General features: G+C 55.8%; 12 protein-coding genes and 10 pseudogenes. 7 read left to right on the plus strand and 15 right to left on the minus strand.

The genetic code is table 11. The annotated features are described in order from the left end of the window. The first annotated feature begins 224 nt into the window (after positions 1-224). The gene (locus tag MLPF_RS02295) at positions 225-470 is read left to right on the plus strand and encodes a PI-PLC domain-containing protein (RefSeq protein ID WP_156146935.1); all 246 of its coding nucleotides are present in this window, start codon (positions 225-227) and stop codon (positions 468-470) included. Between the two features lie 1,840 nt (positions 471-2,310). On the opposite strand, the gene MLPF_RS02305 is transcribed toward MLPF_RS02295, so the two are convergent. Both MLPF_RS02305 and MLPF_RS02310 read right to left on the minus strand, forming a co-directional pair. Then, positions 2,311-2,475 carry a hypothetical protein gene (locus MLPF_RS02305; RefSeq protein WP_162196856.1) on the minus strand — a complete coding sequence of 55 codons (165 nt, stop codon included), beginning with the start codon at positions 2,473-2,475 and terminating at the stop codon, positions 2,311-2,313. 403 nt (positions 2,476-2,878) lie between these two features. After that, positions 2,879-3,004: pseudogene (locus MLPF_RS02310) on the minus strand (PPE domain-containing protein); the annotation flags it as partial. A gap of 544 nt (positions 3,005-3,548) precedes the next feature. On the opposite strand from MLPF_RS02310, the gene MLPF_RS02315 reads away from it, so the two are divergent. Next, the gene (locus tag MLPF_RS02315) at positions 3,549-3,830 is read left to right on the plus strand and encodes a hypothetical protein (protein WP_045842410.1); all 282 of its coding nucleotides are present in this window, start codon (positions 3,549-3,551) and stop codon (positions 3,828-3,830) included. A 216-nt stretch (positions 3,831-4,046) separates the two neighbouring features. On the opposite strand, the gene MLPF_RS02320 is transcribed toward MLPF_RS02315, so the two are convergent. The 9 genes and pseudogenes from MLPF_RS02320 to MLPF_RS02350 form a co-directional block, all read right to left on the minus strand. Then, positions 4,047-4,217, minus strand: a complete 171-nt coding sequence (locus MLPF_RS02320) for a hypothetical protein (protein ID WP_175266315.1) — start codon at positions 4,215-4,217, stop codon at positions 4,047-4,049. Positions 4,218-5,483: 1,266 nt separating this feature from the next. After that, positions 5,484-5,818: pseudogene (locus MLPF_RS16060) on the minus strand (type II toxin-antitoxin system PemK/MazF family toxin). Then, positions 5,815-5,981, minus strand: a pseudogene (locus MLPF_RS16065) (type II toxin-antitoxin system antitoxin MazE5); the annotation flags it as partial. The pseudogenes MLPF_RS16060 and MLPF_RS16065, both read right to left, overlap by 4 nt. Positions 5,982-6,322: 341 nt before the next feature. Further along, a complete protein-coding gene (locus MLPF_RS02330) occupies positions 6,323-6,808 on the minus strand; it encodes a hypothetical protein (protein WP_236684832.1) in 486 nt (161 codons plus the stop codon). Positions 6,809-8,011: 1,203 nt separating this feature from the next. After that, positions 8,012-8,770 carry a LamB/YcsF family protein gene (locus MLPF_RS02335; RefSeq protein ID WP_045842413.1) on the minus strand — a complete coding sequence of 253 codons (759 nt, stop codon included), beginning with the start codon at positions 8,768-8,770 and terminating at the stop codon, positions 8,012-8,014. A 144-nt stretch (positions 8,771-8,914) separates the two neighbouring features. Beyond that, positions 8,915-9,244, minus strand: a pseudogene (locus MLPF_RS16855) (sensor domain-containing protein). A gap of 456 nt (positions 9,245-9,700) precedes the next feature. After that, a complete protein-coding gene (locus tag MLPF_RS02340) occupies positions 9,701-10,561 on the minus strand; it encodes a metal ABC transporter permease (protein ID WP_045842414.1) in 861 nt (286 codons plus the stop codon). After that, positions 10,561-11,382, minus strand: a complete 822-nt coding sequence (locus MLPF_RS02345; protein ID WP_175266318.1) for a metal ABC transporter ATP-binding protein — start codon at positions 11,380-11,382, stop codon at positions 10,561-10,563. Before MLPF_RS02345 ends, MLPF_RS02340 begins: the two co-directional genes overlap by 1 nt. Before the next feature lie 14 nt (positions 11,383-11,396). After that, positions 11,397-12,305, minus strand: coding sequence for a metal ABC transporter solute-binding protein (locus MLPF_RS02350; protein ID WP_045842416.1), 909 nt, complete (start codon positions 12,303-12,305; stop codon positions 11,397-11,399). Positions 12,306-13,197: 892 nt separating this feature from the next. Between MLPF_RS02350 and MLPF_RS16860 the strand changes: the two genes are divergently transcribed. Next, entirely contained in the window at positions 13,198-13,476 is a 279-nt protein-coding gene (locus MLPF_RS16860) for a type 1 periplasmic-binding domain-containing protein (RefSeq protein ID WP_156146937.1), read from the plus strand. A 70-nt stretch (positions 13,477-13,546) separates the two neighbouring features. Here the strand turns inward: MLPF_RS16860 and MLPF_RS02360 are convergent. After that, positions 13,547-14,067, minus strand: a pseudogene (locus tag MLPF_RS02360) (TetR/AcrR family transcriptional regulator); the annotation flags it as partial. A gap of 430 nt (positions 14,068-14,497) precedes the next feature. Between MLPF_RS02360 and MLPF_RS02365 the strand changes: the two are divergent. Beyond that, positions 14,498-15,652 (plus strand): annotated as a pseudogene (locus MLPF_RS02365) (acyl-CoA dehydrogenase family protein); the annotation flags it as partial. A 1,476-nt stretch (positions 15,653-17,128) separates the two neighbouring features. Here the strand turns inward: MLPF_RS02365 and MLPF_RS02370 are convergent. Then, positions 17,129-17,302 carry a hypothetical protein gene (locus tag MLPF_RS02370; protein WP_156146938.1) on the minus strand — a complete coding sequence of 58 codons (174 nt, stop codon included), beginning with the start codon at positions 17,300-17,302 and terminating at the stop codon, positions 17,129-17,131. 190 nt (positions 17,303-17,492) lie between these two features. On the opposite strand from MLPF_RS02370, the pseudogene MLPF_RS16865 reads away from it, so the two are divergent. Together MLPF_RS16865 and MLPF_RS02380 are read left to right on the plus strand one after the other, a co-directional pair. Further along, positions 17,493-18,602: pseudogene (locus MLPF_RS16865) on the plus strand (acyl-CoA dehydrogenase family protein). Beyond that, positions 18,589-19,123, plus strand: a pseudogene (locus MLPF_RS02380) (alpha/beta fold hydrolase); the annotation flags it as partial. The pseudogenes MLPF_RS16865 and MLPF_RS02380, both read left to right, overlap by 14 nt. 149 nt (positions 19,124-19,272) lie before the next feature. Here the strand turns inward: MLPF_RS02380 and MLPF_RS02385 are convergent. Both MLPF_RS02385 and MLPF_RS02390 read right to left on the minus strand, forming a co-directional pair. Continuing rightward, positions 19,273-20,535 (minus strand): annotated as a pseudogene (locus tag MLPF_RS02385) (thiolase domain-containing protein). A 3-nt stretch (positions 20,536-20,538) separates the two neighbouring features. Then, positions 20,539-20,744 (minus strand): annotated as a pseudogene (locus MLPF_RS02390) (lipid-transfer protein); the annotation flags it as partial. Positions 20,745-21,817: 1,073 nt separating this feature from the next. On the opposite strand from MLPF_RS02390, the gene MLPF_RS02395 reads away from it, so the two are divergent. Then, positions 21,818-22,849: an LLM class F420-dependent oxidoreductase gene (locus MLPF_RS02395; protein WP_045842419.1), complete on the plus strand. Its 1,032-nt coding sequence runs from the start codon at positions 21,818-21,820 to the stop codon at positions 22,847-22,849. Positions 22,850-23,157: the final 308 nt, after the last annotated feature.

Consider the following 23,157-nt stretch of genomic DNA (forward strand, 5'->3'; position numbering starts at 1 on the left):
ATCAACATCACCAAGGATGGCTAACCACCGGTGTGGCACGATCTCAAATTGAGTCGCAATAATGCGACGACGCCGCACTCGCGTTCGTCGGCTACCTGCTAATATCCTTACGTCGGAAAATTCGTGCATGCGCTCACCTTGGCTAGCTTCGCACGCTGGACCGCGGCAAGCCAAGAAGAGAATTTCCCCAGGCTAAGGTGGTACGGGGCAACAAGATAGTTGTCTTGCTGGAAGTCTTTGCGCTAACCGATTCCTACCTGGCTTATGTACGGTTCAATATCGGGACCAAGGTAGCGGCCCGATCGGCCAGCCGTTCCGCCGCCTCTCAAGAGTTCGTTGATGTGGTGCCCGCTGTGGTCAGATCTGCCGGCAAGGTCGACTGGGTGGAAATTCAAAGCTTCGACTGGCAAACGCCACCAATGGTGCGTCAGGCTTATTCGTCTATAATTGTTGGTGGCTTTATGGGATGAGCGGATTTTAGTAGCCGGCTACTCAGGCCACGGGAGACGTTGGCGGCTACCGCGCGAGTGAACAGTTCCCGCGCCTCGGATGACTCTGGTCGCAAAATCTTTTTGGTCAGACGGGAAGTTCCGCCTGGCCGCGGTGATCGGGATCCTCTAGAACAGATAGCGTGACAGGTATGGGGCTCGGTCGATCAGAGCGTGCCCGTGCGGGGTTTGCATAAGTCAGATACAACGCAACCTGGGTGTTCTCGATGCGTCCGACGGTGTCGGTAGACTGGCGTTGCACCTTAACCGAGTGTATCCTTCTTGGTGTTGCCAGTTTCGTCAACTACGAGAATTGCGCCGGGGTGGCCGAAGGCATTGACGACGTAGTAGCGTCCGATCATCTTGAATTCTGTCGGTGCTCCATTTCGTCTGCGCCAGGCAGATGCTGCAACCCATCTGATGTCGAATCATCGCGGCGTTCGGCAATCGTCTAGCAATTCTGGCGATCCAGACCCGATACCATCTCAAGCATCAACTCACTGGTACGGTGTAGTGATTCGTAGCGGGCGAACCGCGGAGTGATCCTATCGTTTACCGGCAGAGAATTCCGTCCACCATCGATCAGAGTCTACGCGGTGAACCGCGGCAGATTCAGATGTTCGCGCAAACCCAGTTGGTCACCGCCCCTACCGGTTCGGGCACGCCAGAGTGCCACCATGCCGAACTGCGTCTGCAATACAAGGGGCCAAACGCATCTCTTCCGAGCCAGGGTATATGCACCCTGATTCGACGGTTTCGCGGTTAGGTAGGTTCGTCTCTTATTGCCCTCAATTCCTGCGTTCGTATCAAAGACGCCTAAACAGGTTGAGCGTGAAGCCAATCTCAGCCATGCTATTCAAAGCGCCGGTCAAAAACAACAATCCAACGACTGCCGCGTCCTGGATGCGGCGTTGGCGTTGCCCGTGAGCACGACTTTGAGCTCGCCAGGCGCGGTGGGTTAGACCGTGATACTGTCGATAACGAAGTCATCGTCCGAGCTGCCAAGGTTTTTGCCGTCAACGAGGTCGTGTGTGGCTCATATCGGAGTATGGACAATGTGCAGAAGGCAGTGTCGACATGCAAAAGATTGCACTTCGTGTCCAACCTCCGAAACGGGGAGCGCTACATACCGACTTTACTGAGTACGTCTTCAGGGAGCAGCGACCTCAGCGGCAGGGGGCACCACGGCATCCGGCCGCTGCAGAGCCTGCATAAGCCCTATAACCCGACCGGTCTTCGGCATGAGCCAACATCGTTGGGTAGTTATACATAATCTGCGACATTACAAACCCGTTTCAGATCCCGATGTAGCTCGACCTGGCAGCGGCATCAGCTACACACATAAATAGCTGTAGCCTCACCCCAATTCGCCTGCCCGATATCCAACAACGCATTAACCTTTACTGCTGCCTCCACAAACCGAGCATGGACGCCCCGACAAGCCGTCGCAGTCTTTCCCCGGATGAAACGCCCGTACCACCAACGCTGACTGTCTAGCCGCACCAATTATTGTGCCGCACAACCCCGCTTTCATTGCAAACACCGATTACGACGTCACCAATTGCGGAATATGGGCATAAAACAAACACATCATGCTCTTATCGTTTTCGATATTTTAGTTGTTAACTATCGGGGTAATCACATTGATTTACACTTGTTACCATGCCTTGCCAGCCATATACGAAGACCACGTAGCCGGCATAATCGTCACTCGTGGACTGCCATCGAAAAAATAACTATTTCAGACCGTCAGCCTAACAGGGCGCCTAACCCACTCGTTATCAGCGCGATCCCAGCAAAACCCAACGTGTTGCCACACCGATCACCAACCATCACCGACTCCAACACATTCATAGGAGCCGACACAGGTTTGCCATGCAGCGCCGCTGAAGACGACTAATTCGACACCGGAGTTACCCCAGGGCGTGCCGTATGAAAGAATGCGTCTGGGCGTCTCTACACCGACTGTGATAACACCCACGCCCACCCTCGACTAGTTGTCGAGGTAGTTTACCTGCCAATACCGATCGGCAGCGACGTCGACAAAGCAATCGTCGCTCCGAATAACCTAGTTTTGCCAACACAAATGGTGCAGCGACCGCGCGGAACGGAAAGGACAAGATGATTGCGACGAGCGCGAAGGCGCTTGTCTCTACCACGATTACTAGCGGCAGGATGGGCGCGATTATGATCACGTATGCGCCGACTGTAAACAGTAGCTCGAGCAATATTGCAGGTGGCTAGGCAATAGCACACACCGAGGCCGGTCAATATCTCAATGTGGGTTGTCGACGCGGGGGCAAGAACGTGGTTGAGCTACCGGCGCTTTTGAACCGTGGTGGCGCTGGTGTAGCCCGTGGTGTTGATGCTGTTACCGAACCCGAGGCTGCCTAATAAACGCTCATTGTGTTGGCTGTCTGTATCCACATCTGCACATAATCGGATTCATTGACAGCGATCGAAATCGTTTTGATAGCAAAGAATTTCTTTCCTAAGAACACTGCATGGGCTGCTCGGTTAGCGGCTAGTTAAGCCCGATGTCGGCCATCCCGGCCAGGGTAGCTTCATACGCTCCAGTTGCCGCTGCAAGCTTGGGTAGCCACCTGCCGCAGTTGGCGCTAGTCTTTGTCATACAGGCCAGAAGGCCAGATACGGGTCATGTTCGGTTCCATAGATCACAGTGCTAGGTCCCTCTTCTCCACTCGCCAGCAGACCGCTCAACCAAAATTGCAGTGTAATTCTCCTGTTGCCCTAGATATATTCGTCACTTAACGAGATCCACACCGCCGCGAACAACAAAACCAGTACCCGGACACACCCATACCGGGAGCCTGTACTGAACAACATCTAGTGTGCCTACGGTGGTACGGCAAAACAACTCGGAACCGGTACGGGTTTCGTGAACCGGGGAACTGTCACACCAACGACGACGCGGCCTCCGTATCATCGGCGGCATGACTAGAAGAAGATTGCAGCACACCGACTCCGGAGTGGCCCAACTTTTCGATCCCTTGAGCCGCCACAACGCTATGCTAGCTACCTGAAGCACTTAACTCAACCGTGGCGCACACTGACACCGGGTTCGCCGCCTGCGTCACCGACGCCGTAATTAATGGCACCCCTTGGTGCGTGAACTTGACGACCGGTATCCGCGCCTCCGGACAGCCGATCACCAACCTACCTTTCTGGTCAGCCATCGTACTGACCGAAGAAAATCATTTAGAACTTTATGTAACTGAAGTGACCACCCCGCAGGTGTTTACTTGCGTATCCATATCCGGTGAGGTTGTGTCGGATCGTGTCGAGAGACAGAGGTCGGATATCGCCATCAGTCACGATTAAATCTTTACTTCCTCACAGTGTTGTTGGCAGCAACGGTAGGGCGACACCCAGACAACCAACAATCGGACACATGAGGGATTTGCATCCAGGCCGAACTGTGTACAACGCGCTATTGCTTACGTGGTAGTCACGACCAGACTTGACACCATGCCCACACAGCACTATTTGATAGCACGTTACACTTAACACAGCCCGCATTGGTGTGGATTAACAATGTTAGAAATAGATTTCGGTGAGGTGTGGGACTTTCTTGATCAGCAGGGTCAAACCTTGCATTTGCGCTTTCGGCGGAACTGGCCAGAGTATATCCATTGCAGCCGACAACAATCGCGTCGAAAACCATGATGAAATCGCCACCAGCCGGCCTGACTTCCTACCGGCCGACATCGGTACCGCACAAGAAAGGTGGGAGGAATTGGCCACGTTGCTTGATAGCGCCACCTACCGTTGGATTATTCTCAGTCAGATTCAAGACCACGTCCAAGATGCGGGCCTCATCCGAACGTGACTCTAGGGACCATGTTACATACATTACAGCGTGTGACTTTCAGGAGCGCAGAATTATTCTCTCAATCGGGTCTTCTTCGCCAACTTTGGCTTCGTCAGTTATGTCAACGAGCCACTGGTCAAGCGAGATTGTGACCGTAGCTGTTGTGTGTGCCTAGTACACCGGTAATCTCACCGTCGTGAAGACTATTGCGTAGGTGTTCACGACCACGTTATGCATCATCGCTGTCCGATGAACCTTAGCAACCGAGGAGACTAATGTAGTTGTAGTTTTTGCCGGCTTGGGTTCGGGCGACGATCGTACGTTTTCGATTTTGTGCACGATTTGGCTATCTTTTCCATGACCCCGAGGTCCACCGTGCGGCATGTGAGAGTTTTCATGGGTATGCTTGTCTATCGGTCGTCGGCATGATGGCACAGTGCTTTAGTCGATTCTGATTGCGCGGTTGTTGGGCTTTGAACTGCTTGGTTGCGTCCGCAATGCCTGGGAAAACTGGTTCTTGTAGGTCGCTTTGGTGACGGGATTCTGGACGTGATTGCTACTCTCCCCAGTTCTGTATTACTCAACTATTATCTCGTATCTCGGCGCTGGAGACCAGGCTTTATCGTCGAGTGGGTTTTATTGGTGGTGGCTGGAGGCCCAGATTGTGTTTGTGCACACGTTGGCCGTTAATGTCGTTATCCGAAATAACCTAACCTGGTTTGAGATGATCGATGGACAGGTCGGCCCGAATGGCCAAGGCGGTAATCGTCTCGGCCGAACTGTAGGACGGTGCCAGTCTTCAAGCTCACGCTCCAGGCAAGGATCAGGTCATGGCTTGGCTGGTTTTTCGATTACAGCCAACGATCAAGTTTGGGATCCGTAACCCGATGGCGCATTCGTTGATATACCGCTTGATTGGTCCTGCACTGTAATCATCGGAGATGATATTTGCTTCATCGACATTACCTATGGTCAAACCGACTGCTGAACAACAAAACCGAGATGTAATAAGAAGTTGACCGGTAAATTTTTACATATTCTATTCTCCGTATTGGGCTCGGTCGTGATTCGCATGGTACCAAGCCATCTAGTTTGTTGAGCGGTGGGCACGTTGAATGCGTTCATCGGCATCCGGTTCGGATTCTCGCTAGTTTGCTGACATGTCAGCCAGAGTAGTCGATCGTGTCCTCGACGGCTGTGCAGATCGCGCGCATTCGCGTGTCGTCTAGGCGGCTGCCAGCCCGAATGACCAACACCGTGACCGAGACGCTCTCGACTTGAGTCCAAATTCACCGCGGGACGGCGCGGAATCAGGTCGGAAGCGGGTCAAGAACTACCTTGTTAACCTACCCTCGGATGATCATGGTGCAGGGTGCGACGAGTATGTGTTGACTTCGGGGGGATCGCCGCATCGCGCGCGAACACAACGACTTGACGCCGGGCCGATCTCGGCCATCGCACACCACCACACTTCTCCACGTGCTGGAAGCACGTTCACACTTCTGCAGCCGTCCGTCGCCACGATGCTTCAGTTGCCCCATTCGTCGGGCTCATTGACAGGGTGCTTGTCGTAGGCCACGTAGCTCGCATTTCCCTACCTCGGTCGATCGATAACGAGCCAGTAGCGCTCCAAGAGCCTCATCGATTAGGGCTGTGTTCGTTCACCCTAGCTCGCGTGCCGTATGCACCGGTCACAGCAGCTCAGCGACGACGCCCGCAGATGCTGTGCCGCGGCTATAGACACCGCCAGGGCTGGCAGGGGCACAGTACACAGTCTGAGACGGATGTACTAGCCGCGCCGGCTGGTGTGGACGTTCTGCTGTAGCGCAGCACGCCGCGCAACAGCAGGTTGGCCAGTTAACCGGCATTAGGTCAAGGTTGGGGTCCGATGTTGACACCGATCAGCCGTCGCCAGGATGGTGTATAAGCTTGCTGGGCCGCGGCTAGCGGCAGTAACCTACCAGCGTCGCGGGCAGGTTGTTGACGGCGTTGGCCAACACAGCTACCAGGAGCAATGCCGGCAGCCCGAAACCAAGACGGCAGCAGTGCGGCAATGACGCTGTTCATTCCGTTGATCATGACTTACTGGACGGCGATGCCCAGCGTTAGCACGAACAACAGGAACGACAGATTCACCGAACGCACGATCTCGGCCACCGACATGTGCCGACGGCTGAAACTGCGAAGCGCCAACACCGAGGAGCCGGCCAATGTAACCCAGGCCGACCCCCACCGATTCCGAGACCACGAACCCGGCACGTATGAGCGCCACCACCAAGACAAACATCGGTGGCCACGGCGTGAGTCTGACCTGCTTGGAGTTGGGTGGCACACGCAGATCGCTGGCGAAAACTGGTGAAATACCAAGTACACTGTGGCTACTGCGGTCAGCCACAGCACCACCTCGTATATCTAGCTTGGAGCGCAGATGCGCCACCACCAGCCTGTCATTGGCCAGATGGACGGTGGTGTAGGTGTATGGTTGCATCGTGGATCGCAGGTCGCTAACACCACTGGGTTCAGTAAGGTCACCGTGGCGTCCAGGCTGAGCGCGACGTTAGATCGGTGGCGGTGATGACACACGTGCTGCAGTAGCTGTGTAACCCGACTCGGACAAGTATCATCGCTGTGCCTGCGGTCTTGAGCAAGCTTTTGTCGTCGCACAGTTGGCCAGCACCGCGTCTAGACTACAACCACCCGGGCAAGTACAGCAACCTACACGGCCGTCTGTGGAACCGAAATCGCTTCGATCGCTCTCTAGAACGACAGCTGCCAGCGGCTCTGGTCAACCCTGTGGCCGGGCAACTGCGCACCCGAAGACAACAGCTAGCAGCAACAGTGCAACGGTCAGCGTCAAAGTTTAAATCCAGAGATCCTCGCGCCGAAACACCGCTGGCAGTTACATTGTGACCTCATCCTGGGTGGCCATCTCATCGACACCGACATGCTAAGCCATCGTTCGTGTATGAAAGACCCACAAAGCTGTAACACAGTGGTCGGAAGAATGTAGTCTCAATTGACCAACATTGAGATGGACCGTGTTGGCACAGTAGACGGTCAATGCACCCTTGATGAAACCGGCGTTGCCCTGGATGAATAGCTGTCGGCCCGATGGTCGGTGGTACACCATCGTCGACCACGCCTCGACACAGCGGTAGGTCGACGTCCGCACCGGTAGTGTCAGCAGTGCGTTGATCACACCCGGGACCCTGGCGAGGGTAGTGGTGTGACTGCTAACAGCGTGAAATCTTAGGCGCCCAATCGAATTGGTTTACTGGGGCCGCCACTATCAGGCGGCTCTCGGGGAGTCCGCATTCGCGCCCAACCGGGGCCGCCAATTGGCTCCCCACCGGCTGGGTGCCGGTGGAGTCGGCAACCAACCAGCGTGGAGTCCATCAAGTGGTCGATGTGCGTGTGTACCGCAATGATGGCATCAAGCTCAGATGCCTTGGCTCGGGCAAGATAGCCGTCCGCGGGCGGGTGGAGACGGCGACACCTTGCAGATTGCCAGTCACGCGAGGCTAGAGCGCGAAAAGTAGCCGTTGATCATCAACGCGTATGATTCGTTGTCGAGCAGCAGCGTAGCCACACCTATTTTCACCTCACCGTAAGCAGAGCATAAGGTTTGGCGGCAGTAAGTTGAACTTATCCGAATACCGCGTGCTGCCGGGGCGACCAAGGCCCAATCTTATCAGCAAAACGCCCTGATAGAGACGCCGGCGGCGTTGAGTTGATCGCGCACCGCGGTAGCCGTCTGAATAGCGTTGGGCGAATCGCCATGCAAACAAATAGATTCCACGATGACGGCAAGCTGTGTGCCGTCGACCGCAGTAACTTTACCGGCGGCCACCATGGTTACTACTCTTTGCGCGATCACCGCAGGATCGTGCAACACCGCGCCGGGTTCGCGTCGAGAAACCAGCTGACCGTCTGGCCGGTAGGCACGATCGGCGAATGCCTCCGCTACCGTACGTAAGCCAATGCGCGCGGCCTCGTCAAAAAATGTCGAACCAGCCAAGCCTAACACCGGCAGCGTGGAGTCCACCAGCTGTATTGCCGCAGCGATTGCGGCACCTTGATCGCGGTTGGTCACGATCGTGTTGTACAGTGCGCCGTGGGGTTTGACGTACGACACTGCGGAACCGGCGGTCTGTGCGATCGCTTGTAATGCGCCGATCTGATACACGACATCGGCGAAAAGATCGTCGGGGGCAACGTCGATGAAGCGTCGGCCGAACCCGGCCAGGTCGCGATAGCTCACCTGTGCTCCTATGCGCACGCCACGTTCTGCTGCTAACCGGCATACTCGAAACAGCCTGGCGGGATCTCCGGCGTGGAACCCGCACGCCACGTTAGCGCTGGTGACGATTTGCAGCATGGCTTCATCGTCGCCGAGTCGCCACACGCCGAAGCCCTCGCCCAAGTCGGCGTTAAGGTCAATACAGGCCATTCGGCCAGCCTAGGGGCTGGCTCAGTAGCAAACCCATTGCGGGATATTAGCTACGATTCGTTTGAGGAGGCCGCAGACCCGCGTCTCGGCGGCGAGGGTGTCTGCACCGCCATCGAGTTGCCTGTTGTATTGCCTAGCACATGGCTACTGCTTAGGCGCCTTGGCAGCGCTCTGGGAAGTGATGTCGATCGCGACCACACCTGGTTGGCTATAGCCGCACGTCACGATGTCGATGGCGACATTGTTGTGCACGGCCAGCGCACGCTGGCATATAAATTTTTTATTTTTGCCGTCTTCTTAAGCCTACGAGGTGCCGAGCATGCCGTTGGCGTTGGTCACCCCAGTCACGGTTCACACAGTGTCCGGCGCACTGGGGTTGTTCGCGGAATACCGGTGCCTCGAGCAAGTGGGCCAGCTTCGTGTCGAGGCGTTGTAAAACGCGAAAGCGTCCTGCTTCGACGGAAACCAGATCACAGCTTGAATAGCTTAAGGTTGCGTTTTTTGAAGTTGTCGACATTGTCGTCGAAGAGTTGACCACGGAGTTACCGATCCACCCGGCGTCCGCATAGGTCGCATAGGTCTGGCTTGTGCGGTGCCATTTATTGGTAAGCAAGTCCTGTCATACGCGCTAGCGCTCCAGTCCCACATTCCCGTGATGTTGATCACATATTCAGTGATGTCGCGCCCAACACGCTACTGATCCTGACTGAGGTCGAGCAGCAGCCCGTTAATCGCTGAAACCGCTACCGTATTCGGTTTAGCTCGGTGGCTAAGTCCTTTCCGGTAACCGTGGTGTTGTGGGCGATGGTGGATGTGTACACGCCGGCCAGCGCAACGCCTGAAATTGCTCCTGCACTAAGTCTCCCCAGAGCTGTGTGTGAGCCGGAACACTCGTGCTGTCCCATCGATTAGGTCATTGTGGTGGACAGCTTATGCGCAGACCTCACGATGTTGCCCGAGTAGCCAGCAAGATAGGTAGATCAAAAACGAGATAGTCGCGACGAACACCGACACTGGCACACCAGGCGCCAACGACAGCACGACGCCCCCGACGGCAGAGACCTCGGCGAAGATCACAGCAGCCACCATTGCCGCGACCGGCGAGGTGACTACCTGGGCTGCCGCGGCCGCTGGCGTGATCATTAGCGACATCACCAACAACGCCCCAACGACCTGCACGGCTTGCGCGGCCACTACACCGACCAACGCGGCGAATACGATGCCCAGCGCGTGAACGGGCACGCCACGCGCGGCCGCGACCTCCGGATCGACCGTCGCGAACAACAGTGGTCGGTAGCACGTCGTCAACATTGCGATGACAATCAGGCAAACGAGCCCCAGCATAGCCAGCCCGGAGTAGCCCACGCCGATGATCTGGCCGGTCAGTAACGCTAAACTGGTCCCGGTTCGTCCTGGGTAGAGATGGATGAACAGCATCGCTAGCCCCAGCCCGAACGCCAGCACTACCCCGATTACCGAATCCCGCTCTCGGGCTCGCCGACCGAGGATGCCGAACAGTGTTGCTGCCAAAGCGCTGCCGACTAGAGCGCCCACTCCCATCTCAAACCCGGCCAGAAGCGCGAATGCTGCTCCGGTCAGCGATAGTTCGCTGGAACCGTGCACGGCGAACGACATTTGCCGCATCACGATGAACGGCCCGATCAACCCGGCTGCCAGCCCCAGCAACACCGCCGCCAGTAGTGCTTGCTGGACGAAGTCGTGACTGAGCAAATGTGTAGTTATGTCGAAAGAGAACAGGTGGTTCCACATGTGAGCGAGTCGGTCATCCATTAAGGCTCGCCAACCACAATGTAATGGTCCTCGACCTTCACCACCTGGATGTCTGCCTGGTAAAGCGTTGACAGCATCTCGGTGGTCATAACCTGTTCGACAGTTCCGATCAGGAATCGGCCGTCGACCAGATAGAGCACTCTGTCCACATACGGCAGGATCGGGTTGATCTCGTGGGTGACGACGAGCACCGTGGTGCCGGCTTCCCGGCGGCGACGGTCGATCAACATCGATACCAACTTGGCGTCGGCTGGGTCCAATGTCAGCAACGGTTCGTCGCATAGCAGCAGTGTTGGGTCGCTGACCAGCGCCTGAGCGATGCGGATGCGCTGCAACTCACCGCCCGACATCACCCCGACCCGGACGTCAGCAAGCTGCTCTCCATTTACCTGCTTTAGCGCCGTGAATACGGCCTCACGCCGGCGAGCTCGGTCGGCGGACCGCAGTGGCAGGGCGCCCCAGCGGCGTCCGTCAATGCCCAGTCGAACCAGGTCACGACCGCGCAGCAGCACCTCACGATCGATGGGGCGGTGTTGCGGCACGTAGCCGATGCGTGGATTGCCAGCGGTGATCCGCTTGCCCTCTACCCGTGCAACACCGGCACTGAGCGCCAGTTGTCCGAGCAGCACTTTGAGTAACGACGTCTTACCGGTGCCGTTGGGACCCAGTACCGCGATAAACTCGCCCATCGAAACCGATAGGTCGAGTTGATCCCACAACGTTCGATCGCCGAACGCCAGCCGTGCGCCGCTAAGTGAGATCGTGTAGGCATCGTTGTCCGCGTACCGTGGTCTTCGCGAGACTGCGTTGAGATTGTCAATTGCCACGGCAAAGATTATCCGGGTGATCGGTTCGATCTCAGCGCAGCGCGCAGCTGATCGATCGTGTTACGTTGCCAGGTAAGGTAATCGGTGCCGCTCGGCAACGCCTCGGTCACTTCGGTCACTGGCACACCTGACCTTCGGGCCGCAGCCTGCAGGCCGGTGGTAGCGGCGCTCGACTTCTGCGGGTTTACCAGCAGCGCTGAGACTTGACGGTGGTTGATCAGGTTGAGGGCGGCCGCCATGTCGGCTGGCGACGGATCGCTCTCGTTCTCATGGGTTGCGGTAAAGGCCGGCGGCGTGCGATCGACCAGGCCGGATGCCTGCAGCAGGTAGTGCACCACAGGTTCGGTCACGATTACCTCGGAGGCTGGGTAGTCGCTGGCAATGGTGTGTTCAGATATGGCGATCGCGTCGGCGCCACGGCAGAACTCGGTGACGTTGGCCTGGTAGTCCGCGGCATTGTCCGGATCGATGGTCACCAGCCGGTCGGCGATCAGGGCGGCGACCGACTTGGCGATGCTCAGGTCGTAGAAGACGTGTTCGTCGGGCGGCCTTTCGGTGGTGGTAGCCCTGCTAGCGAGAAGCGAGTAAGCATCCACCGATTTGATGGCCGGACGGTCGGCCAGCATCTTGTCGACCCATGGATCGTAACCGCCACCGTTGTAGACCACTAGTGCGGCGTCGATTATCGCGGCAGTGTCGGCGGGACTGGCGTGATACGCGTGCGGATCGGTGTGGGCACCGGTTACAATGGAAGTGACGGTGACATGTCCGCCTGCAACAGTGCGCGCCACACTGCCCCACACGTCAGTGGATGCCACCACGGCTGCCGCTCGCGGGTGCCCGGAACTAATTTTGCCGCAGCCGGTTGCCACGGTCGAACTGATCAAGCAAAGGATGACAGCCATCAACCAACGCATCGGATTAACTAATGCCATTTGGTGTCCCATTGGGGCTATATCGCACGCTCGCCTTTCCTCTCGCCGGCCGGTCAGCCGCCAAATAATACTAAATGAAAATTGTTTCCAACAACTTTTAGTGATTGATTAGACACGCGTAGGCACTGGTGCTAAATCTATGCTCGCGTCACCAACCGCTAGCATCACACCACTTCCAAGTTGGTGTGCTGCTTTTGTGAAATTTGGTGGCGGAATTCAAGGTTTCGACGTACTCGTGGTTTCGAGTGCGTTCAACCACACCACAACCGTACCAATCGGTTCTTGGCTCACCTGTGCGAGTCGGTGTTAGCTACGGCTGGGCAGCTCGGTTACGCAGAGTGCGATCCGGTCGCCCCACCGTTGGGGATTCGTAAGGACAGCGCGGTTGACTTGGTACATGGCCGAACCAGATCTTAATTTCTATTCAATGACCCGGCAGCACGCGATTTCGTTGCTTTAATAATGCAATACTGCGAAGAGTCGGAGCAGGGGGCTATTGCTGATGGTAGTCGGACCCGGCCGCAGTTTGCAGGACGGAACAGCCGGTGTGCTTGCCCCCGGGGCGGATGGCTTCGTGATGTATTCGGTTTGCGATGGTGATTCCTACGTGCAGGTCTTTCTTCATCGGCGTTTGTCCGTTGTTGTGGTTGACTAGCTCAAAGGCCTGTCGGTTGTGTTCTTGGGTGGGTATTGATGACCGTGCCGCGATGCGCGAACTCGCTGACCATGTGCTCGGGTTGGGGCATCGTGAGATCGGGTTGCTGACTATGAGGCTGGACCGAGACCGCCGATAAGACCCTAGTGGACGCTGACCGGCTACCGTCACCAAATTTTTGATGTGCAACCCGAGCGTATGATCGGTGTCTGGGAAGCAATGACAGCCACAGATGTCGCGCCGAATTCTCTGACTGTTGTGGAGAGATACGAACACCGGCCGATGTCGGGTGGCACCGCCGCCAAGGTGGGCCTACAGGTCAATCTGCGGATTACCGCGCTGATGTGCATAGCGGACATGTTGGTCCTGTCACCCGCGGATTACTTTCGGATACAAGACATTTACAAGCCCGGTCGGATGAGCGTGATCGATTTCGACGGTGTGCCCAAGGCGATCAGTCATGGCCTGGTCTATGGTATCCCAGTCGAGCCTGCATAAGGGCCGCCGGGGAGGCGAACTTCTGCTGAAGCCACCGCGGTCGGGCCTTCCGGTCGTCGAGCTACTGGCCAGCGAGCTGATATCGGGGGCGCACCGCCGGCTCGCCGTCGGCCATCGCGCTTGGGAACATGCTGTCGATGAGTTTCTCGGTGTGGTCTACCTTGCTGGCTGCGGAGGCGTCGGCGAAGACATAGGTGCGCATCATCGCCTAGGTTAGCAGCGGATTGCGCTGCATCGCATGGTTGAGTTTGCTAACCATGAAGCTTAGCCCCTGATAGGGGCTGTTGCCGGATGCCAAGGATCGGTCGGTCTTGGCGTCGATTCGGTTAAATTCTCGGCCCAACTTCGACACCAACAGGTACACTTTCGATGGGAAGTAGCGATACAGCGTCCCAACGGCCACATCGACTCGGTTCGCCACGACGCGCATTCAATCGCCTCGTAGCCACCTTTCGACGCTATCGCTATGGTGGTGTCCAAGCTAAGCTTGTGTCGTTCCCGCCGCGCCTCCGCACCAAGTTCGGACTCCGCCACACCGCCCACGTTCGTGCCCTCGCGCGGTTGTGAATCAACAACGTGGGCCGGGCTCATGTTCGTTGGCGACATTTGATCGGCTGCTCCCCTTCCAGATGGTTCGTGTGCAAACTATACGCATGCCCAGCAGGAAGTTCCCACCTCGGTACCGCCGGACTGCGATCTTTTGGGGACGTGTCCTGCTGTAATGGAAGTCGACCTGACGATCGATCACTGGCATTGTTAGAACCCATTCTAGTTAACGAAAGCACTCCATATTTTTTATTGTTTAATTGTTTACTTTGAATCAAAATCAAAGGACGCGCGCGTGATAGCGACCATCATCAACGATTTCGTGATTAGTCCGCTCCATGTAAGTTGATACATGGCTGGACCAGTAAAATGTTACTTTTGGTCAGAAAGAGAACCCGGTGGTCCTCGACATAGAAGCAAACGTCCATCGATGGACAGCATTTCGGCTACCCGTAGTAGTACTGCTAGTCGCTGCAAAGGCCAATGTCAAGACTGCATCCAGGTGTTCGGCGGGATAGGATGCACCTGGTGGAACCACGTGCATTTCTACCTGCTTAGGGACCATGGTATTTTGTAGTTCGTGGGCGACGCTGAGAGTTGATTGCGTAGTAATTTTGTTTTAGACGCCGGCGTCCTTCTTTGCGTGGGGTTGGACGTTCGCTGGCTTGAAAGCGGTGCGGGCATGTGAGCCGGCACCGCTTTCAAGCCAGGCCGCTACGCCGCCTGGGCGGCAGCCTATGTAATAAGTGGGGTATCGCCGGCCGAGCAGCTGCTGATCGATCGGGAGATGTTGGCGGCCGGCGTCGTGTGGCCGGACTTGGTGATCGGTTGGTGGATGGCTCCTACCATTCTTGCGCACGGCACGCCCGAACAGGACCAGCGGTTTGTGCCGGCCACTATGCTCGGTGAATTCCTTTAGTGCCAGCTGTTTTCCCGATTCTGAGGCCGGCTCTGACTTGGTGTTGTTGCGCACTAAGGCGGTATTATGTACCGATGCCGGCTGGCTACTGACCGACCCGAAGGAGTGGACGTCCAAGGTGTACCTGGCGAAGTGGGGTATGTGCCTAGCACGCCCTAATCCAGCTTCCCCGAAGCACAAGGGCGTCATACTGACTTTCTTGTCGACATGGCCTCCGTCAGAATTGCGATCAAAACGCTGCGCGATATCGCCGGCGATGCGTTGTTAAATGAAATTTTCTTGGACAACGTGTTTGTCTCCGACAATATGATCGTTGGTGCAGTGAACGATGGCTGGCGGTTGGCTCGCGCCACGTTGCCGAACGAACGGGTCGCAATGGTCACCGGTATCGCGCTGGGCAATCCGATAGAAGAGCTATTTGAGGTGCTGTCGGAACCGATACGATGTAGCCCAGCAAGATCGGTTGGGGAGGTTGATAGTCGGTGTTGCGACCGGAACGCTGCTGGACCAGCGGATCGCCCAGCTAGCTGGCGGCGGGCAGGACAGGGGGCGAAATCTAGCGTACGCAAACTCATCGAGGTCCATTACCAGCAGGCGCTGGCTGAATACATGATGGACATTTCCGAGGGTGGTTTTCTCATGGAAAATCGCGTTGTGTACTACTTTTTCCTGGATACTCAGTGTTTGACCATTGTCAGAGGTACTGAGTAGATTTTGCTCACGGTGGCGGTCGAGCCGACTGTTTGGCATGCCCCGGTAGTCTGTGGTGGTGAGATTACCGTCGTAGCTGTGGATTTGCGAATAGCGTGATCGTAGGTGCAATCTCGGCGACAATCTAAGGGCGAGTAGTTGTCCTTCAGCTGCAGGAACAAAATTTGCCTGCGAGCTATAATCCTGAACTATTGGAATAATTACCAGTTAGCATTGGCACCCATTGCCGAAGGAATGTTGTAGCCGACATCAGCTAGCCGAGAATACTGCTAAGAAAAAGTCGTCTGGGTATAGGTTCAGGGGTAAGGCTAGATTGGTCCTAGAGGGGATTACTCCGATGTGGGCGTAGACGATGATGTATGAGTTTGTCTTCGGTTGGCCGGTCGATTAATAGATCGAGTCGATTATGTTGGTGATCTGGTACTTAACCCGGCGAACCTCCAACCAAAATAGACGATGATAATCATATTAGACCCACCTGTGTTCATGATTCTATCGAACTGTTTAATGGTATGGATGTCCAAATAAACCAACCGGTTTCATGACCGGATCTCGGTGGTTTGGTGGGCCCACAGGACCGGAGGAAATCCGATTGCACCGTCGAGTGTATGCAGCTTTGTTTTTGTAATGAAGTCGCACTTTTCAGTTGCTTTGTGGCAAGTAAGCACAGCGTGCGTTTCCAGTTGAATCACGTCGTCAACTGGGAGCACCGTGGTGACGGTGTTGTTGGTCGCCGCGGAGACTCTGGTGTGTGCGCCAACATCAGCATCGGTTCGACGACCGCGCCGCTCCTGAGCAGATGGTGCATGCCGTTTCTCTTTGGTTCTCGTCGCACTAGCTCCTCGGGAGAATACAGCGGGTGGTCTCTCCGGTGGTGTCTCGATTTTCACCGCTGCGAACGGGTCTGAATCCAGAGACTTGACTACATTTTTTTGACGTACACTCGCTGGGAAGGTACTTTTCAACATTGCCAAGGTGTCTCGGGCTGCCTGCATGTATGGACCGAGCCCACAAATGAGTGCTGGTCGGTGTTAGGAAGCGGCTAGTTGTTTCGTCAGCGTTCGGTAGTCCTTGCAGTGACTCCAGCCAATGCATGACCGTCAGCCGATCGGGGTAATTGTCGACTAAAATCGCGCAACGCATCATCAAAGATCACCGAGCGCTCCATAACGGTTGGCGTAAAGTAAAGCCATTTGCTCGCTGTCCTCGACAAGCGCCGACTGACAGATTGACATGACCGGGATGATCTCACTGTCGGTGGCCATCAAGAGTAAAGTCGTTGTCTAGTGCTTTGGACACAAAATTGCTTGACGGAGCCGGCACGTGAGTAGGCATACCCTAGTGGGGGTGGTCGTACAACCAGTTGGACGCGTATCCGTTCGTGGTATGTTCTACCGTGTCAGTGAGCGCGTCGTCGGTGACCGGTGAGCTACTCAACGAGTAACCAGCCGGTGGTGCTGTTGAGCATTTGTAGCATCAGAGGCTGGCTGACGTGTAACGCAGCCGGCTCGGCGAGATGACTTGGCTGTCTTCCTCCTCCGGCACCGTGAACACCAGCGACTGTCCGTCGTCGGCCTCGGTGACGACCTCGGCGATCCGTAGTTCAAGTACATGGCTGCCGAGCGGTTCATCCGGAATGGTCTCGATCAATACCCGCTTCCCTTTACTAATTATAACTAAAGCATGTTAGAGAAAACAGGATTCATGTCGCTACTGGTCGCAGAAAAACTTTGCTCGATACGAATCGGGACGTTTTCCTAGCCTTTCTCTAGGTTTTCATCAGGTTTCATTTGATGATCTGCTTCCGCAGATTCATGAGTGTGCCTAGGCGACCGAGGAGCTGCAGAGGCTGCTGGACGACACCGTCAAAGCCCGTGACACTGTCGGCTTTTCACCTTCTTGTAGCCCGAGCAGCGGGGAGATCCGCAGTGCGATCCGACACTATAATAATCTACTAGGCGACGCGCCGGTTTGCTAGCGCATGTTGGTTCTACCGGCTGGGTGAGCTCGATACTAGGCATGCAAACCGGCATCTGGCGCCGTTTGACCAGCGGGCTCGGGAGGAGGTCTGGGTCGAGGACCCGAAACATGGATCTCGTCATCTTACGCACCATGGGTTCCGGTGTCGTGGTCGAGAGCGGTTATCTGGTTAGCAGCTTGTGGAATTGGTCGTCGGGCTGTGATTATGTCAGTTATATACTTATGGGTGGACCGGTCACTAAGGATGGCCGGTCGGTGGATTTCGGAAGCTTTTTGATCCCGCACACCGAATACGAAATTGACGACACATAGTATGCGGTCGGTTGTTGCGGCACCAATAGTAATACACTGGTGGTCAAAGACGTTTTCGTGTCCTGGTACCGGTTCTTGTACTACAAAGTGATCAACGACCACACCGGCGGAAGGTTGCAGACTAACACCGCTATTTTGTACTAAATCCCTTGGGGTACAGTACAATATCCATAATATTAGCGCTTATCGTGGGCATGGCTTATGGTGCGTATGTCGCGCATGTGGAGTATCAGGGCAGTCGGGTGTTTGCGGCTTTCGTGGGAGAGAAGTCCAAAGATGCCTCGTTTGCCAAGGTCCGTATTGCCGAGGCGACTAGCGATATCGATGCCGCGGTGGCGTCAGCTGACCGGCAATTTCTGTTACGAGTTAAGTGTTATTGCTCGTCGGCAAGGAGATTGCCTTCGAGTTGTGTGCCCGTATACACGTTACCAGGTACATGGTACTGGCCTGGCGACCGTCTCGATCGACAGGCCGTTCGAGGACTCCGGGGCTTCCCTACTGTTCAATAATGCCTAAAATCAACGGTTCTGACCGCGATGCGCACGCCGGCTAGGTGCATGTTACCACCGATCCGAACGTTCCTACGTGATTTTCTGGACCAACGAGTTCTAAGTGGCCACCCGGCGATACGGTGGTCATACGCTATGACCGCCACTGAGGAATTGACCTTCGAATCCACCTCATACTTTGCAAGGGACAGGGTCCGAGTAGAAGGAAGACTGCTAAAGCAGCATGACCACGAAGCCGGCGTCGGCCACAACCAGACAGTGGTGTTGCTGCGCGGCGGTGGTTTCAGCGCATTAAGCTGGACGAACTTCTCGCGCAACATTGTTGTGCTGGCTGTCGACCAGCTCGACTATGGCTACTCTAGCAGGCATGTGGAGCATGGACAGTTCAACCGCTTTGCCGCGACCGCACTCAACGGTCTTTTTGACCAGCTGAGTCTGGGGGTGTTCCGCTGGTGGGCAATTCGCTGGGTGGGGAGACCGCGGTGTGGTTAGTGCTGAGCTACCCCGACCGGGTTAGGCGACTGGTGCTGATGGGTTCCGGTGGGCCAAACATTAACCTGTTTGCTCCCGACCCGACAGAGGGTGTCAAACGCTCGCGAAGTTCTTTGCTAAGCCTACCCGAGAGAATTTCGAGGCGTTTCTGCGTGTCATGGTGTACGACAAGAACCTGACCGCTGTTCCGGCGCCCGCCGCTGCATACGGTCACTTCAACGCCTCGCGGGCTCCGGAACGACGACGAACTGATGGGAGTTCCGACGACGGCGTCGTCGGCGAACATCGCCAGCCAGACTTTTTATCTTTGGCTTGTAACGTTTTGTGTTATCGGCGGCCGGCATCGTGCGTGGAGTGCTCATGTGCTGTCACGTGTCTGTTCTCTCGAGAATTCTTTTCCTGCTTGTTGGCGTTGACCACCCACATAGAGTAATACTGTGAACGGCTATCGTCGCTATGCGCTAAATCTTTTCTTCCTCAGGAAATTTAGTGATATCTAACCTTGCCCATCATTGGGTAGCCGATTCGGTGAAACGGATCAAGCCAGAGGTACCTATTGGGTTCGACTACAGCACACTGCTAAACGTTTTCACTGGAATCCATCTGCCTATCGCAGTCTCTCTGGCTTTAGTTAGTTTTCCAGCCTTCGCTCTAGCTAGCAAAGCCGATTTTTCCAAGAACATCGGTTCAAACCATGAGAAGGGTACTTAGATTCCAGCGACGTCGATCTAGTCGATGAGATTGGTAATGCCAGCGGCACTTACGTAATGTGGTGGCAACGGTAGCGTCCAGCTCGCGAGATGACTTGATCGAGCCCGGAGAATGCCAGCAGGTCGGTGCGCAACGCGGTGTCATGGATCCAGACAACCTTATGTCCTTGCGCCAAGGTTGCATCAGCGATCTGTTCATAGCCGATAATTACAGCGCCTGCGCTATCAGACGATGGGCAAGGTCTTGTCGTAGTGGATCTGATCCCAAAGCATCAGGGGAATGACATCACCTTCTCGGCAGTGATGTCGGGTTGCTGCAGGGTCGCCAGTGGGTTGCGGTTGCCGTTGAGTCGGTCCTTGATTGCTACCACCGGCCCGGTGCTTGTTGGTCGCCCAAGCGTTGGATGTAGGTTCGCACGTGCGGAGCGAAGTATCTGCTCTCGTCGGTGCCCACAGGTTTGATGAATTGAATAGGAATCGACAACATCCACATGGCATTTGATTCCGATTGCTTCTTTTAGGCCATCGCCAGCACATGCGGAAATTGTCTGGACTTCATGCTACTCGTAGCCACCGCCCTTGTTGAGCCGCCGACTCAACCTGCGTTATGCGCCCCGTATCAACAGCTTGCTGTTTACCCCCCCCCATGGTGTTGGCCATACACAACTCCGGCATCATGACGCCCTCTAAGAAGTTGGGCGTCTTGCTGACGATGACAGTGTCGATGTAGTTGAAGGTGGAACCGGAGTTGGTAAATACCAGGTTGATGGCTTCGTAGACCAGACCGTTCATTGGAATGTAAGTGTATTTGGTGCTTCATGACGTACATGGTCTGTCCGGTGCTAAGTACTTCTGCCAGGTTTGCACCTGCTCCGGCCATTGACACCGAGTCGATTGCACATATAAACAAAAATTTTTTCGGCAAGGTAATCCGACGAACCAGGGCACCAGAAGCCAATACCGATCTTGGTGATGACCAGCTCATCGTAAAGCCGGGTGAAGCACGACCTTAACATCTCGGCGTCGTTGGTGCGGGCCATCATGCGGGGTGTGGGCGGAGCCGACCACCGCAACGTTGCGAGCAGTCATTACAAGTTAAGCCCTTAACATGATGATACTTATAGCTGTCCTTAGTCGGCATCGGATTTCCTGGTAAGCTGAAAGTACTAAATGTTATTGATGTTAAACGCTGTGCGGGGTTTCCATATCGCCTTGACACGCATAACCATCCGCACCTCGTGTGCATCGATGCCAGAGGCCAGGTGTAGGAACAGGATGTAGGCGTCGTCAGCACATAGGCGGCTGTGTAAGGTTGTTCGATGCGCTGGGCTATTAACCTATTAACGGGATGTTGACGATCGCAAACGTCTTCACCGTACCCTTACCAGTAGTTCGACGAATTCGGTGGCCTGCAGGCTAGTGTCCGGGTCCGAGGCCTGAGCACTGCGTTCGGGCACCGAGCAAATTTCCCTCAGCGCTGGCTTGTAGGTATGCGCTTTCTTCGTGCGAGGAGGTGTACTGAATTGTAAGCTCCACGGTGTGATCGGTAATGGTGACCAGGTTCTACTCGCTGGTATCTCGCTCTGTTAATCGGCTCGAACTCTCCGCCCAGCGCGAAGTGCGCGATGTTATGGTGATGGTCCGTTGGCTTCTTGGCCCAATGCACATGTACTCCGGGCTCCGGTGAGGATCGTCGAAGGGGCGGTAGTTTTCAAACTTCTGTGGCGTGCACCATCGTGGTGTTGGCTCCGTCGATCTTGGTCAGCGCCCATGTGAACGCGGTCGGTCCAGTGGCTGGTTTTCCAGCGGTTCAGCCTGCTAAGTCCAGCATGCGACCGTGCCGACAGCTAACACTGGATTATTATCTTGCCCAGTGGTTCATGAGGTAACTGGGCTCCTATTCTGCTAGCAGCACCTGCACTCGGCTATCCGATCCGCGGGCCCCAGGATGTCACACTTAACATTTAGTGTGGTGAAAAGCGTTCTCAGCTTATGACCTACCGAATGGGTGTAGTCGAAAGGCGACGTTAGTGGCTCGGGAATTGGTTCGGAGTGGTTGATCAAATCAAGGGTGGACGCCTTGAACTTCCTGTCAAGCCTTTCTTAGAATTAGGATCTAAGAAAAGTTTCAATATTGAATTGAGAGGACAGTGGGGAACGTCATGAAGTTCGGGTTGCAGCTGGGATATTGGGGAGCTCAACCGCCAGGAAACGCTGACGAACTCGTGGTCGCTGCGGAGGGCGCCGGATTTGACGCAGTGTTCACTGCGGAGGCGTGGGGATCCGATGCTTACACGCCGCTGGCGTGGTGGGGCTCGTCCACGCAGCGGATGCGGCTGGGCACATCGGTGGTCCAACTGTCGGCGCGAACCCCGACGGCATGCGCGATGGCTGCGCTGACACTGGACCATCTGTCCGGTGGTCGCCATATTCTGGGGCTTGGCGTATCCGGCCCGCAGGTGGTCGAGGGTTGGTATGGTCAGCCGTTTCCGAAACCGTTGGCCCGCACCCGTGAATACATTGACATTGTTCGCCAAGTGTGGGCCAGGGAAGCGCCAGTTGCCAGCGACGGCCCGCACTACCCGTTGCCGCTGACCGGTGTTGGTGCGACGGGTTTGGGCAAAGCGTTGAAACCTATCACCCATCCGCTGCGTGCTGACATCCCTATTATGCTAGGTGCCGAGGGGCCGAAGAACGTGGCGCTGGCCGCCGAGATCTGTGATGGCTGGCTGCCGATTTTCTTTTCGCCCCGGATGGCCGGCGTGTACAACGAATGGCTTGACGAAGGGTTCGCCCGGGCGGGTGCGCGGCGCAGCCGTGAGGACTTCGAGATCTGTGCGGCCGTGGAGATTGTCGTTACTGAAGACCGTGCTGCTGTGTTTGCCGGAATTAAGCCGATCGTGGCACTGTACATAGGCGGTATGGGTGCTGAGGACACCAACTTTCACGCCGATGTCTATCGTCGGATGGGCTATGTTGAGGTGGTCGACGAGGTGACCACGCTGTTCCGGTCCAACCAAAAGGACAAGGCAGCCGAGATCATCCCCGATGAGCTCGTCGACGAAACCATGATCATCGGTGACTTGGACTACGTGCGTAAGCAGATAGCGGCCTGGTCAGCCGCAGGCGTTACCATGATTGTGGTCTCTGCCCGTAGCGTAGAGCAGGTTCGAGACTTGGCTGAGCTGTTCTGACTGCATTCTTGCTAGGCGATAGAACGCTTTCACAAATTTATTGGACGGCGTTTGCTTCAGAGTACGTGAGCGTCGCTGAAGACCATCTCCACGTCGACCACCGACTACGATATCAGCGTTCCTGGGCAGTCCCCGCGAGACAAGTTCCCTGGCATGCGGATGGCCGCTCAGCCGCACACTTGCCTCGCCGAATCAGTTTTTGTAGATCCGATACCTTCTGCCCCCCAAGGGATTTCCCGGGTGACGTCGTCTAGGTGGGAGTACGTCTTCAACATCTGCGGCACTTTTATCGCCCATCCAGTCGGCAC

Origin of the sequence: Mycobacterium lepromatosis (genome assembly GCF_000975265.2) — a bacterium.
GTDB lineage: Bacteria > Actinomycetota > Actinomycetes > Mycobacteriales > Mycobacteriaceae > Mycobacterium > Mycobacterium lepromatosis.